The following is a 13,213-nucleotide window of genomic DNA, read 5'->3' as shown; positions in this document are numbered from 1 at the left end:
AAAAATTATTACAATGAAAAAATTATTTTTATCCTTAGTACTCATGGCTGTAACAACAAGTTACAGCCAAGAGCTAAACCTACCGGTATTTACTCAGTATTTAGCTGATAACCCTTTTGTGCTTTCTCCCGCTTATGCAGGTATTGGTGATAACCTTAGAATTCGTCTTAATGGACTTACACAATGGGTTGGAATAAAAGATGCGCCTCAAAATCAATCTTTATATGCAGATTTTAGAGTTTTAGATCGTTCAGGAGTTGGTATCTCATTGTATAATGATAAAAATGGTTATACACGTCAAACAGGTGCAAAAGTTTCATTTGCGCACCACTTGATTTTAGATTATTATTCAAAACAGTACTTGTCTTTTGGTATTTCGTATAACTTCAATACGTTTAAAATTGATATCGATGAATTCAATAACACAATTGAACATCCAATTTTAGACCCTTCAGTTACAGATAATCGTTATACATCAAATAACAACTTTGACATTAGTGCTTTATACCGTAATAAGAATTTTTACTTAAGTTTTAATGCAAATAACGTATTGCAAAAAAACACCGACAGATACCGAGGTTTAGAACCAAGTTTACTTTCAAACTATCAGGTATATACAGGTATGATTTTTAAAGATGGAGAAAACAGCCGTATCGAATACGAACCATCTGTGTACTACCAATATTTTGCCAGCGATAAACGTTCAACTACCGATTTTAACTTCAAGTACAGACGTTACAACCGTTACGAAGATTACTATTGGATTGGGGTTTCATATCGTTTCTTAAACGACCAGTTTCCAAAACCATTATCAGTTGGGCCAATGTTGGGTTTCATGAAATCTAAATTTTACTTCGGATATTCGTATCAGGTAATGTTCAACGATCTTGGTAATTATAACACAGGAACACACTCGATCACAATCGGATTCGATTTCTTCGGATCGATCAGTAACTGTCCTTGTACACAAAGTCCGGTACACGACTAATAAATTTTACATTTAAGATTTACTGTAGACTAAATCCTATATTTTTTCGTTTTACTATAAAATGAAAGGCCATTATTTGGTTTACAGTAACTTTTAATTGTTAAATATTCTGCTAAACAATTTTATAATTTTTAAAATAAATTTGTTTGTTTTCTTAATTTACAACGTTTTCGTTGTTATTGGTAGGTTATTTTTATATTTTTCGAATTTAATACTACACTAAAAGTTCTATATTTGTTATTCTTTCAAAAATTTAAAAATTATCAAATGAAAACTTTAAACGATTTCGACTTTAAAAATAAAAAAGCAATAATCCGTGTAGACTTCAATGTTCCTTTGGATGAAAACTTTAATGTAACAGATGCAACACGTATCGAAGCTGCAAAACCAACCATTGATGCAATCTTAAAGCAAGGAGGAAGTGTAATTTTAATGTCACATTTAGGAAGACCAAAAGGTGTAGAAGAAAAATACTCATTAAAACATATTTTAAAAACAGCTTCAGAAATTTTAGGAGTTGAAGTTAAGTTTGCAACTGATTCTATTGGAGAACCGGCACAAACTGCTGCAAAAAACTTAAAACCAGGAGAAGTTTTATTACTTGAAAATTTACGTTTTCATGCAGAAGAAGAAGCTGGAGATGTTGCTTTTGCAAAAGAATTATCTTCACTTGGAGACATCTACGTAAACGATGCCTTTGGAACTGCACACAGAGCGCACGCCTCAACTACAATTATTGCACAATTTTTTCCAACAGAAAAATGCTTTGGAACATTATTGGCAAAAGAAATCGAAAGCTTAAACAAAGTACTTAAAAATAGCGAAAAACCAGTTACAGCAGTTCTTGGTGGATCTAAAGTTTCTTCAAAAATCACCGTAATCGAAAACATCCTTGATAAAGTAGATCACATGATTATTGGAGGTGGAATGACTTTTACATTCGTTAAAGCACAAGGCGGAAAAATTGGTGATTCTATTTGTGAAGATGACAAACAAGATTTAGCACTTGAAATTTTAAGATTGGCCAAAGAAAAAGGAGTTCAGATTCATATTCCAGTTGATGTTATAGCTGCAGATGATTTCTCAAATACAGCAAATACTCAAGTAGTAGACGTAACAGCAATTCCTGACGGATGGCAAGGTCTTGACGCAGGTCCTAAATCATTAGAGAATTTCAAGAAAGTAATTTTAGAGTCAAAAACAATTTTATGGAATGGTCCATTAGGCGTTTTTGAAATGGAATCTTTCGCAAAAGGAACTATCGCTTTAGGTGAATTTATTGCAGAATCTACAGAAAAAGGAGCTTTTTCACTAGTTGGAGGAGGAGATTCTGTTGCTGCAGTAAAACAGTTTGGTTTTGAAGATAAAATGAGCTACGTTTCCACTGGTGGCGGGGCAATGCTTGAAATGTTAGAAGGAAAAATCTTACCTGGAATCGCTGCGATTTTAGACTAAAATTTCACAATTAACATTTTTTTAGATAGTTTTTATGGATAAACTATTTAGTTTTGCAAAAAGTAATCACTCTGTAATTGTTTGAATTATAGAATTTTAAATAAATGTTATATGATTATAAGGAAAATTTCATTAGCGGTTTCTGTCTTCTTTTCTGTAGCTTCTTTTGCACAAGATGTTGCAAAAGCAGATTTAGAAATTAAGCCGGATGTTAAAGTCTCTTATTTAGATTCAGTTAAAAACTCTTTCAAAAAAGATCTAATGTGTACTCGTGTAGACAGTCTTTGGATGAACGAATTAGTGAGTTTAGATATCTATGATGATTTAACGAAAGACATTCAAACCATCAATACAGATATTTCTGTTGATGAAGAATTACCAACTGAATTGCTTAAACAGCGACTTCAGGTGATGAATGAGAAATCGCCTTTTGAGATCGAATATAATCAGGGATTAGAAAACATCATAAAGTCATTTCTTAAAAATCGTAAAAAATCATTTTCACGATTAATGGCTTTATCAGAATATTATTTTCCAATTTTTGAAGATGCTTTTGCAAAACAAAACGTTCCTTTAGAAATTAAATATTTAGCCGTTGTAGAATCTGCTTTAAACCCTAAAGCAGTTTCTAAAATGGGCGCCACCGGAATCTGGCAGTTTATGTACGGAACCGGAAAACAATACGATCTTAAAATCGATTCGTATATAGATGAACGCAGCGATCCTTTAAAATCAACTGCTGCCTGTTCAGAATATATGACTAAAATGTTCAAAATTTTTGGTGATTGGGAGTTAGTTCTTGCATCTTACAACTCAGGACCAGGAAATGTAACAAAAGCAATTCGTCGTTCTGGCGGAAAAACAAAATACTGGGATATTCGTAATCATCTTCCAAAAGAAACTCAAGGTTATGTTCCAGCTTTCTTAGCAACAATGTATCTTTTTGAATTTCATAAAGAACACGGTATTAATCCTGAAAGAGCTGTTGTTAAAAACTTTGAAACAGATACAGTTCAAATTAAAAATCAAATGTCATTCAAGCAAATTGCCGATTTGTTAGACATGCCACAATCACAAATACAACTTTTAAATCCTTCATATAAATTAAACGTTGTGCCATTTTATCAAAACGAACAACACTTTTTACGTTTGCCGAAAGATAAAATTGCAACTTTTGTAAACAACGAAGATAAGATTTATGATTACGTAGCTTATCAGTCTCAACATAAGGGACTTCCAAAACAATTAGCTTTAAAAGTTACTCCAAAAGGAAAAGCTAAACTGGATAATGCAGTTGGCACAACAGAAACACAATATTATAAAGTTAGAAAAGGGGACAACCTTGGTTCGATTGCAGATAAGTATGATGTTTCGATTTTAGAGTTAAAAAAATGGAACAATCTTAAAGGTAATGCATTAGCTCTAGGTAAAACTTTAAAAATCAAATCAAACAACGATTCGATTGCAAAAGCACCAAAAGAAGTAAAAGTTCCTGAAATAGATAAAAGACAAGTTGAAGAAGCAATTGCATCAACAGATAATAAAGATAAAGGAGGTAAAAATCTTGAATACGTAGTTGCTGCCGGAGATAATTTAGGAAGTATTGCTAAAAAATTCAATACATCAATTGCAGATTTAAAAGAATTGAATAACCTGACTTCTAATAATATTGGATTAGGAAAATCATTAATCGTTGGCAAAGAAATAGTTATTGAAGATGAAACACCTGCTACAAATACTGCTGTAGCTTCAAGCTCAATAGATTCATTCAGAAAAAAAACAGCTTCGGCTAAAAATATAACAGAAGATTATTACGTTAAAAAAGGAGATTCATTGTATAGTATTTCGAAAAAATATCCTGGAGTAACAATTTCAGATATTAAAAAATGGAATAATATTAAAGATGGAGATATTAAACCCGGAATGAAACTTAAAATAAACGGATAATAAAAAAAATCTTAACTAAATTTGGGTTTTATTTCATTAAACTAAGAAAATGAATAAAACCCATTTTTTATGCCTTTTACTTTCGTGTTTGTTCGTTTCTTGTTTTAAAAACGAGAAACAGCCTCAGCCCGTTTCCGGTAAAACAAACACAATATCAGTTATCATCGACGATCAGTTGTGGTACGGTGAAGTAGGCGATACCATTCGAAATAAATTTGCTTCTCCGGTTTGGGGTCTTACCCAGGAAGAACCACTGTTTACCATCAATCAATATCCGGCTAAATTATTAGAAGGATTTGTTACCGATAGCCGAAGTATCATTGTAGTAAAAAAAGCTGCAACAGATAAATTCGAAATCAAACACAGCGAAACATTACCACACAATACATTCCGTATTTACGGCAAATCTGTTGAAGATATTATTTGCAGCATCGAATTAAATTCGGCACAAATTATCAAGATGATTCGCGATGCCGAAATTCAAAAAATACAACAGGACAACAGCAAATCACTGTTGAATCCGGCGGTAATAAAAAACAAGTTTCACATCAATTTACAAATTCCCTCCGGTTACGAATATATGTTGCATAAAAAGAATTTTATGTGGCTGAAAAAGGAAATCATCAGCGGGAATACAAGTTTGCTGATTTATCAGATTCCAATTCGCAGACTCACCAAAGGTTCAGATATTGTGGGCAATATTGTGCGTATGAGAGATTCAGTAGGCCGATATATAAAAGGACGGGAGCCAGACACGCCAATGATTACCGGCGAAGCTTATGCACCATATTTTTCGACAACAATATTAGACAGAAAAAAAACGTATGAAACCAAAGGAACCTGGGAGTTAAAGAATGACTTCATGACTGGGCCTTTTATAAACTACGCTATTATTGACGAAGCTTCAAGGAGAATCTTGGTAATTGAAGGTTTTTGTTATTCGCCTTCTAATCAGGAAAGAGACCTGATGCTGGAACTCGAAGCCATTATAAAATCAGTCAAAATAGATAAAAGATAATTTGTTATATTTTTCGTACATTTGATTTAATAACCAATAAATCAATTATTTATGAAAAATCTCTATCTGACATTATTGATATTAGCAGCATGTTTTACTTCTTGTAAAAAGGAAATAAAAACAGAGTCTGAAAATGAAAAGGTTACTGATACTATCAAAACCAAGGAACAAGCTATTGAGCAGCCTTTAGATTCTGCTGCACAAATGAAAGCCTGGGCAGAATATGCAACACCAGGTAACGCACATAAATTAATGGCCGATGAAACCGGAACATGGAATTGTGATATGACTTTTTGGTCTGAACCAAATGGTAAACCAGAGAAAGCAAGTTCAACAGCAAATATTAAAATGATTCTAGGCGGTCGATATCAGGAAGCAAATTATAGCGGCACAATGATGGGACAGCCGTTTCAGGGTAAAAGCACATTGGCCTATAATAATGCCAGCAAAGAATACACTACCACTTTTATTGATAATATGGGAACAGGGATGATGGTGGCCGTAGGAAAATTTGATGAGAAAACAAAAAGTATGGAATTAAAAGGCGATATGGTAAATCCTGTAAATGGGAAAAAAACACCTTATCGTGAAATATATACAATTGTTGATGCATCAACCCGTAAAATGGAAATGTTTGATGTAAAAAACGGCGAAGAGTATAAAAGCATGGAAATTATAATGAAGAAGAAATAAGTAGATATAATTAATATGAAAATCCCGATTACAAGTTGTAATCGGGATTTCTTTTTTTAAAATAATAGTAATAAAGATTTTTCAAGTAATTTAGTTGCTTGAAAAAATGAAAAACAACAATGGAATTAAAATGGAAAATAAAGCCTCTTGAGGCATTAAGTGTTCATGAGTTATATGATTTGCTTAAAGTGCGAAGTGAGATCTTTGTAGTCGAGCAAAATTGTGTTTATTTAGACATAGACGGTAAAGACAAGAAAGCTTTACATCTTATTGGAGAATACGACGGAAAAATTGTAGCCTATGCACGTTTGTTTGATGCCGGAATTAGTTTTGATAATGCATCGATTGGAAGAGTAGTAGTTGATGCCAATTACAGGGATAAAAAATGGGGGCATGATTTAATGCGTGAAGCAATAGCAGGAATTAAATCCAATTTTGGTAAAGATGCAATTACAATTGGTGCGCAATTGTACTTAAAGAAATTTTACGAAAGTCACGGATTTGTTCAATCAAGTGAAATGTACCTTGAAGATGATATTCCGCATATAGAAATGATTCGGAGATAATTATTGAGCTTTGTAGCGTTTTAATTTTTCTTTGAGTTTCTTATTTTCTTTTTTTAATAATTCAATATGTTCCATTATAAAATCGGGAATAGTAATTTGTAACGCATTTATGGTATTAATATAATGCGTTTTTTCTTTATTAGATTCATAAATGATTTCTTTATCTACGCCTAATTCTTTGGCAATTTTTGCCCACTCTATTTCTGTGATATTTGTGCGACCACTTTCTCTTCGGCTATAATTAGATTGTGACATTCCTATTAAATCTGCCAATTCTTCCTGTGAAAACCCTTTTGATAATCGTACTTGTATAAGTTTTGCTTTGTTCATAATTAGCATTATTTTCTTACAATTATAGTGAATAATATCTATAAACAACATAATTTTTTTTAAATATTTATTCTCAGTTTAACTTAACTACATTTAATTTAGTACGAGTTATACAAAAAACATTATGTGGCCAAATTCGCATAAAACCGCATAAGAATTGTTTTCTATGTTTTGTATGTTTGATATTAATCTTATTATATTCTTGTAAAAATTAATGTCGACTTGATTTATATATGAGAATATTTAAGTTTAAAATAATTTTAACAATAATATTTAAATTATGAAAACAGAAAAGAAAAAGTTTTTCTTTAGCAGTGATGAAAAGATAAATAATGCTTGTACTGTGTTAGAAAAAACACAAATGAAAAAAGTTAGCGGTGGTACAATGGAGATGAGAGATCCCACTCCAGGAAGAACATACACAGAAAGTACCTATGTAAAACATTAGTAAAATTTGATAACTTTTATGGGCGATTAATCGCCCATTTTAATTTTAATTAAAAATGTATACATCAAATTTAGTAGTTAAAGTAGCAAGTCTGTGCAATTTAAATTGTACTTATTGTTATGTATATAACATGGGAAACGAAAGTTATAAAAATCAACCTAAATTTATGAGTCAAGAGGTTATAGAAGCAATGTTACTCAAGGTTAAAAAGAATTGCGTTGAAAATAATCTTAAGGAGTTTGTTATCATCTTTCATGGGGGTGAACCACTTTTGACTGGTATAGATTTTTATATAAATTTTATTAAAACTCAAAAGGAAATTATCCCTGCAGATATTTCAATTGAATATGCTATGCAGTCTAATGGGACTTTATTGACGAAAGAATGGGCTAAAATTTTAAAAAGACTTAATATTCAAGTTGGGATAAGTATAGATGGTACTCCAAAATCAAATAATAAAAACAGGATATTTCATAATAAAAAGGGTTCTTACGATGAAATTATTAGGGGATTTAAAATTGTAAAAAGTACTTTTGGTGATCAAATGGCAAATTGTCTATGTGTAATAGATACTTCTGAAAGCGCAAATATAGTTTATGATCATTTTAAAAAGTTAAAAGCAAATTCTGTTCATTTTTTATTTCAAGACTACAATTATATTAAATCTACACAACGAGATGTACCAAAGATTGGTAAATGGCTAAGTGGAATGTTTAATATTTGGTATAATGATCGAGACAAAAATAAGCCGGAGATCAGACCATTAACAGATTTAGTAGCATTAATTTTTGGTCGCTCTAAAGGTTCTGAAAGTTTTGGAAGTAGTAAAAACAGGACTTTGGTGGTAGAAACTGATGGAAGTATTGAAAGCGTAGACACTTTAAATATTTGTGGTGATGGATTTACAAAGACTAAATTTAATGTGCTAAGAAATGATTTGGATCTAATATACAAAGAATCAACTCTTGCTAAGATTTATTATAATAGCCATAGCCAAGACAATTTATGTGAGTCCTGCCAAAATTGCCCTATAATGCCAGTTTGTGGAGGAGGTTATTTAGGCCATCGATTTTCACCAATCAATGAATTTAATAATCCTTCAATTTATTGCAGAGAAATAATAGAACTTGTTTGTTACATCCAAAATGAAGTTTTAAGAGATATTTCAAATGACGGAATTCAAGAGTCAGGTATAGATTACCTAGATTCAAAAAGTATAATACATTCACTCTCAAGTTAAAATGAAAATATTTAATTATTTTTTACGAACCTTTATAAGCTTTTTTTCGTGTTTTGTTTTAAATGCACAAACCGATGTAGATTTCCATATTCAAAAAGCTGGTTTCGAAAAATCAAGTATCAAAATCAAGAATGACACAATTGTTTTTCTTATGTCAAAAAGTAAATCCACTAATCCAAAACCTACAATTTTATTTATACAGGGCTCAAAACCCTTACCATTAATTTTTTATGATCAACAAGTTACAAACTCCATAATTCCTTTTGACATAAAAGAACATACAGAGAAATTTAATTTTGTAATTGTTGCAAGAAAGGGAATCCCATTAATTGGTACTTACGATAGAGATGTCAGCGGTTACAAAAATGAGAAAGATGAAGTTCCGAAGGATTATGTTTTAAATGATAATCTATATTACAGAGTCAATCAGATTAAAGAAATTTTAAATTATTTATATAAAAGTAGCAAAGTCAAAAAAGATTCAATATTTGTAATTGGGCATTCTGAAGGTTATAGAGTAGCTGCCAAGTTATCAGAAAAAAACATGAAGATTACAAAACTAGTATGTATGTCTGCAGATCCTTTTAACAGAATAGCAGAAAGTATAATGAGAGAAAGAATCAAATCTTTTGAAGCAAAAAATGATGGTTCAAACCAAACAGAAATCAATGAATTGATGAATGATTATCGAAATATAGCAATAAGCAAAATACAATATAAAGACAAAGTAGAATTTAATAACTGGTTAAGTTATAATGAGAATTTGAGCTTTAAAAGTCTTCAAAAATTTAAAAATCCTTTATTAATAGTTTATGGTACAAATGACATCGGATCTATTCACAATGATTTAATTCCTTTTTTATTGCCTAAAAATAATGTTAGTATCAAAGCCTATTCGGGATATGGACATAATTTTGAAAGAAAAGAATTTGACTTAAATGAAAAACCTTTGGATGATTCTTATCATTGGGATGAAGTATTTAAGGATGTTTTACAATGGTTAATGTCAAAGTAAATTGAGTATCAATATTATCTTTTTACATTTTAAGTTTACTGAATACTTAATCAGTTAACGCAACATTGTTTCAAAACAAAAAATTGTTATTTTTTAAAAATAAGATATTAATAAACAAACGATTACTAATTTCGTTTAAAGCTTAACTTTAAGCCAGAATGTAGCTTTTTGGGTTTTTTCTAAAAAATTAAACTAGAGATTTGTAATGAAAAATTCAACTCTGCGGTCATAATTATCACCTTTTCCCAAAGGATATTTATTGCCGTAACCCTGAAAAGTCATTCTGCTTGAAGATACTTTTTTTGATAAAAGATATTTAAAAACGGTTTTGGCACGATTCCAGGAAAGTCTTCTTTCTTTGGTTTCCTTGTCAATTCCGTCACTATAAATTTCCGGAGTGCAGCAGACATGACCTCGTATTTCAAACTGAATATTTTTCTTTTGCTGTAAAATAGTTGCTATTTTATCTAATTCTTTTTTAGAATTGTGTGTTAGTTTTGAACTTCCAATATCAAAAAGAATGTTGTCGAGATAAATTTTATCGCCAACTTTTAGTTTGTTTTTAAAAGAACTATAAACTTCTTTTCCGAAACTGTTTTTATTTAAAACGATTAAATCAACCCGCCGATTTTTAGAACGTATTTCATTTAGGTTGTCTACAGTATCCGGTTTTAAAATTACCCGGCCTTTGCCTTCAAGAATAACTATTTTGCTTTGATTAAAACCCTTCAATACGAGCAGGTTTTGAATTGTACTAACGCGATTCTTAGACAATCTAAAGTTATAGTCATCATCTCCACGATCATCACAATAACCATAGATTTGTATAGATTCCACTTTTGAAGTATCTATTTTTTTTATAAAATTCGAAACAACGCCTGTTTGTTGTTCAGTAAGATCAAATTTATCAAAATCAAAAAATATGGTTTCGATTGGTTTTTGCTGTGCCGATAAATTGAGCGTAAAGAATATAAATAAGACTTTACAAATTTTCATTTTTTTACATTTTTAAAATCGTTTTATACTCAGTTTGATTATTTAAAACGCTCACCGCTTTCTTAATTTCTGAATTGTTTTTAATGTAAAATTGATATAAACCTTCCTGATATTGGTATCTCTTAATAAGTTCTTCCTGAATCAGGTTTTTGATTTCTTTTTGGTTTTTATCAAGCAAGGTAGTTTCACTTTTCTCTAAGGCGTTTAATAACTGCTGATATTCCGGTGCGATCGTTTCGTCTATTTTTTCGTTTTTGGCTGCAGCCAAAGTATTTTTCAAAGCTACTTCTGTTTCAGTATCAAAAGTAATCTTGTTTGTTTTTAGATATTGTTTAAAGCTGGCATAATCCGCATCGGTAAGAACGGGGATTTTATCGCCCAAATTTGGATTTTTATAGTAATAGCTTGTTGCGTAATCAAAGATTCCGTCATTCTTTAGTAAAGCGGTTGTAATTGGGCTCATTTTTGCCTCATCCAATTCGATATCCGGCAAAACACCACCGCCATCATAAACCGTTCTTCCTTTTCTGGTTTTAAAAGCATTAAAGTTTTTCGCATCCGTTTTTAAGGCAACGCCATTTTTATCCTTATGCGCATAATCCAAAGCCTGTATACATCTGCCCGATGGCGTATAATAACGTGAGATAGTTACTTTAAGCTGTGTTCCGTACGTTAAATCTACAGAACGCTGCACCAAACCTTTACCAAAACTACGGCTTCCTAAAACTACGGCACGATCTAAATCCTGCAATGCACCCGAAACAATTTCTGATGCCGATGCACTTCTGCCGTTTACCAAAATTGCCAAAGGAATTTCGGTATCTATTGGTTGATTTTGAGTTTTATACGTATTGTTATGTTTTTCAATTCTTGATTTCGTTGTTACAATTACTTCATTCTTCGGAACAAATAAATTACAGATATCAATAGCCTCGTTGAGTAAACCACCCGGATTTCCTCTTAAATCTAATACTATTTGTTTTGCTCCGTCAGCTTTTAGCTTTTCAAGAGCATCTTTTACTTCAACAGCAGCTTTTCTGCTAAAATGTGCCAAAACGATATAACCTGTTTTATCATCTATTTTTCCGTAAAATGGAACAGACTTAATATCAACTTCATCCAAAACTAACTCTGTTGTAAAAGTTTTTCCCTGACGAAGGTATTTTATCGTAATCTTTGTGTTTTTGGTTCCTTTCAATAATTGCGAAGCATCATCTTTAAAATCAGCAATTAAAACATCACCAATCTGAATAATTTCATCACCGGCTTTTAATCCTGCTTTGTCTGCCGGATAATTTTTATAAGGTTCGCGAACAATCAAACGATCTTTCTTTCTGGCGATCATAGCACCAATTCCGGTATATTCTCCAGTATTGTTGATTTTGAAATTTACCACATCCTGTTCATTAAAATAAACCGTGTAAGGATCTAAGCTTCCCAACATGCTTTTAATGGCTTTGTCCATTAAATCACCCGGATTAGTCTCGTCTACATAATTAGTGTTTACGGCTTTAAATAAAGTGGTAAAAATTTCTATTTGTTTGGCTATTTCAAAAAAATCGTCTTTGAAACTGGTTCCAATAAATAAAAATCCTGCGGCAACGGCTGGTATAACGAACTTCTTTTTAAGATAAGGATACATGATTTATGCTTTTTTTCTTTTAAATCGTTTTCTGATAAAATAAACCAGAACAACGAATAGGATAATAAATGGCCAAACGCTAATAATCGAAATTAAGAAACTCGATAAACCAAAAAACCCGGACTTAATTGCTGTCCATATTTTTGATCCGTACGAAGTTTTAATGGCTTCTTTTTCAGCTATGGTTTTGTAAAATTCAATATTGATAGTGCTTTCAGAAACCCGGCTTTCTAAATATTTAAGCTGTCCTTCTTTGGCTTCAATTTCTTCTCTGATAATCGAAATTTGTTTTTCAATTTCTAAAATCTCACTTATTTTAGTGGCTTTTTGTAAAATTTCAAGATATCTGTTTTCGAGTTTCTTTTTTGTTTTTAATCTTGATTCAAGATCAATATATTGTTCTGTAACATCTTCTGCAGAGATTTCTTTTCTTTCAAAATAAGAAACACCGTCAGATATGGACTTTATAAAGGTATCAAAATTCTGACTAGGAATTCTAACGGTTAGATTTCGATAAATATTGTTATAATCCTTTCCTTCGGAATCATTTTGAACAGTTCCTTTATTTGCTGTAATTGCTTTTTGAATTTGAGCAAAAGTATCATCTAAATTGTTAGTTTCAAATCGAAGTGAAGCTTGTTTGATGATCTTTTGTGAAATTTTTGGTATTGCATCAGCTTCGGATGTTTTATATTTTCCTTCGCTTTTAGACGGAAGTTTTATAGCACTAACTGCCATTTCTGCAATTGGTTCTTCGTTTTTACTACAACTTGTAAAACTTAAAACAAATAATGATAAACAGAAAATATATCTCATAAATCTTCAATTAAGAGCTAAAACTACAATTTTTTTATAATTTTTAGTCGAAATCGATA

At 31.2% G+C, this 13,213-nt stretch carries 13 protein-coding genes; 9 read left to right on the top strand and 4 right to left on the bottom strand.

All coding sequences use genetic code 11. The features are described 5' to 3' along the window. Positions 1-13: 13 nt before the first annotated feature. The 6 genes from BUE22_RS07350 (at position 14) to BUE22_RS07325 (ending at position 6,667) form a co-directional block, all read left to right on the top strand. Positions 14-988, top strand: coding sequence for a PorP/SprF family type IX secretion system membrane protein (locus BUE22_RS07350; protein ID WP_042563640.1), 975 nt, complete (start codon positions 14-16; stop codon positions 986-988). A 267-nt stretch (positions 989-1,255) separates the two neighbouring features. After that, positions 1,256-2,443: a phosphoglycerate kinase gene (locus tag BUE22_RS07345; RefSeq protein ID WP_073394415.1), complete on the top strand. Its 1,188-nt coding sequence runs from the start codon at positions 1,256-1,258 to the stop codon at positions 2,441-2,443. Between the two features lie 111 nt (positions 2,444-2,554). Beyond that, entirely contained in the window at positions 2,555-4,390 is a 1,836-nt protein-coding gene (locus BUE22_RS07340) for a LysM peptidoglycan-binding domain-containing protein (protein ID WP_073394414.1), read from the top strand. Between the two features lie 49 nt (positions 4,391-4,439). Next, positions 4,440-5,408 carry a DUF4837 family protein gene (locus tag BUE22_RS07335; protein WP_073394413.1) on the top strand — a complete coding sequence of 323 codons (969 nt, stop codon included), beginning with the start codon at positions 4,440-4,442 and terminating at the stop codon, positions 5,406-5,408. 51 nt (positions 5,409-5,459) lie between these two features. Beyond that, positions 5,460-6,101 (top strand): DUF1579 domain-containing protein, encoded by a 642-nt coding sequence (locus BUE22_RS07330; protein ID WP_073394412.1) that lies wholly within the window; start codon positions 5,460-5,462, stop codon positions 6,099-6,101. A gap of 119 nt (positions 6,102-6,220) precedes the next feature. After that, on the top strand, positions 6,221-6,667 hold the full coding sequence (locus tag BUE22_RS07325) for a GNAT family N-acetyltransferase (protein ID WP_073394411.1): 447 nt from the start codon (positions 6,221-6,223) through the stop codon (positions 6,665-6,667). Here BUE22_RS07325 and BUE22_RS07320 read toward each other — a convergent pair whose 3' ends face one another. Next, positions 6,668-6,997 carry a helix-turn-helix domain-containing protein gene (locus BUE22_RS07320; protein WP_073394410.1) on the bottom strand — a complete coding sequence of 110 codons (330 nt, stop codon included), beginning with the start codon at positions 6,995-6,997 and terminating at the stop codon, positions 6,668-6,670. It lies immediately after the preceding gene. A 280-nt stretch (positions 6,998-7,277) separates the two neighbouring features. Between BUE22_RS07320 and BUE22_RS23700 the strand changes: the two genes are divergently transcribed. Genes BUE22_RS23700 through BUE22_RS07310 form a run of 3 tightly spaced genes read left to right on the top strand, consistent with a single transcriptional unit; the run spans position 7,278 to position 9,700 of the window. Beyond that, complete coding sequence (locus BUE22_RS23700) at positions 7,278-7,445, top strand: hypothetical protein (protein WP_159438470.1); 168 nt, start codon at positions 7,278-7,280, stop codon at positions 7,443-7,445. A gap of 55 nt (positions 7,446-7,500) precedes the next feature. Then, a complete protein-coding gene (locus BUE22_RS07315; RefSeq protein WP_073394409.1) occupies positions 7,501-8,685 on the top strand; it encodes a radical SAM protein in 1,185 nt (394 codons plus the stop codon). A gap of 1 nt (position 8,686) precedes the next feature. Then, complete coding sequence (locus BUE22_RS07310) at positions 8,687-9,700, top strand: acyl-CoA thioester hydrolase/BAAT C-terminal domain-containing protein (protein WP_073394408.1); 1,014 nt, start codon at positions 8,687-8,689, stop codon at positions 9,698-9,700. A 192-nt stretch (positions 9,701-9,892) separates the two neighbouring features. Here the strand turns inward: BUE22_RS07310 and BUE22_RS07305 are convergent, their stop codons facing one another. From BUE22_RS07305 to BUE22_RS07295, 3 genes are read right to left on the bottom strand one after another with little or no spacing between them, the layout of a single operon-like run. Then, positions 9,893-10,696, bottom strand: a complete 804-nt coding sequence (locus BUE22_RS07305) for an OmpA family protein (RefSeq protein WP_073394407.1) — start codon at positions 10,694-10,696, stop codon at positions 9,893-9,895. Positions 10,697-10,700: 4 nt separating this feature from the next. Continuing rightward, complete coding sequence (locus BUE22_RS07300) at positions 10,701-12,338, bottom strand: S41 family peptidase (RefSeq protein WP_042563619.1); 1,638 nt, start codon at positions 12,336-12,338, stop codon at positions 10,701-10,703. 3 nt (positions 12,339-12,341) lie between these two features. After that, on the bottom strand, positions 12,342-13,154 hold the full coding sequence (locus tag BUE22_RS07295) for a DUF4349 domain-containing protein (RefSeq protein ID WP_073394406.1): 813 nt from the start codon (positions 13,152-13,154) through the stop codon (positions 12,342-12,344). Between the last annotated feature and the right edge of the window lie 59 nt (positions 13,155-13,213).

It is taken from the genome of Flavobacterium pectinovorum, from assembly GCF_900142715.1.
GTDB classification, from domain to species: Bacteria; Bacteroidota; Bacteroidia; order Flavobacteriales; family Flavobacteriaceae; genus Flavobacterium; species Flavobacterium pectinovorum.
Note: the sequence above shows the minus strand (reverse complement) of the source record. Positions and strands in the feature narration are given on the sequence as shown.

Coding starts and splice junctions, on each gene's coding strand:
- BUE22_RS07350 (WP_042563640.1), top strand. CDS start 14: ATGAAAAAATTATTTTTATCCTTAGTACTCATGGCTGTAACAACAAGT.
- BUE22_RS07345 (WP_073394415.1), top strand. CDS start 1,256: ATGAAAACTTTAAACGATTTCGACTTTAAAAATAAAAAAGCAATAATC.
- BUE22_RS07340 (WP_073394414.1), top strand. CDS start 2,555: ATGATTATAAGGAAAATTTCATTAGCGGTTTCTGTCTTCTTTTCTGTA.
- BUE22_RS07335 (WP_073394413.1), top strand. CDS start 4,440: ATGAATAAAACCCATTTTTTATGCCTTTTACTTTCGTGTTTGTTCGTT.
- BUE22_RS07330 (WP_073394412.1), top strand. CDS start 5,460: ATGAAAAATCTCTATCTGACATTATTGATATTAGCAGCATGTTTTACT.
- BUE22_RS07325 (WP_073394411.1), top strand. CDS start 6,221: ATGGAATTAAAATGGAAAATAAAGCCTCTTGAGGCATTAAGTGTTCAT.
- BUE22_RS07320 (WP_073394410.1), bottom strand. CDS start 6,997: ATGAACAAAGCAAAACTTATACAAGTACGATTATCAAAAGGGTTTTCA.
- BUE22_RS23700 (WP_159438470.1), top strand. CDS start 7,278: ATGAAAACAGAAAAGAAAAAGTTTTTCTTTAGCAGTGATGAAAAGATA.
- BUE22_RS07315 (WP_073394409.1), top strand. CDS start 7,501: ATGTATACATCAAATTTAGTAGTTAAAGTAGCAAGTCTGTGCAATTTA.
- BUE22_RS07310 (WP_073394408.1), top strand. CDS start 8,687: ATGAAAATATTTAATTATTTTTTACGAACCTTTATAAGCTTTTTTTCG.
- BUE22_RS07305 (WP_073394407.1), bottom strand. CDS start 10,696: ATGAAAATTTGTAAAGTCTTATTTATATTCTTTACGCTCAATTTATCG.
- BUE22_RS07300 (WP_042563619.1), bottom strand. CDS start 12,338: ATGTATCCTTATCTTAAAAAGAAGTTCGTTATACCAGCCGTTGCCGCA.
- BUE22_RS07295 (WP_073394406.1), bottom strand. CDS start 13,154: ATGAGATATATTTTCTGTTTATCATTATTTGTTTTAAGTTTTACAAGT.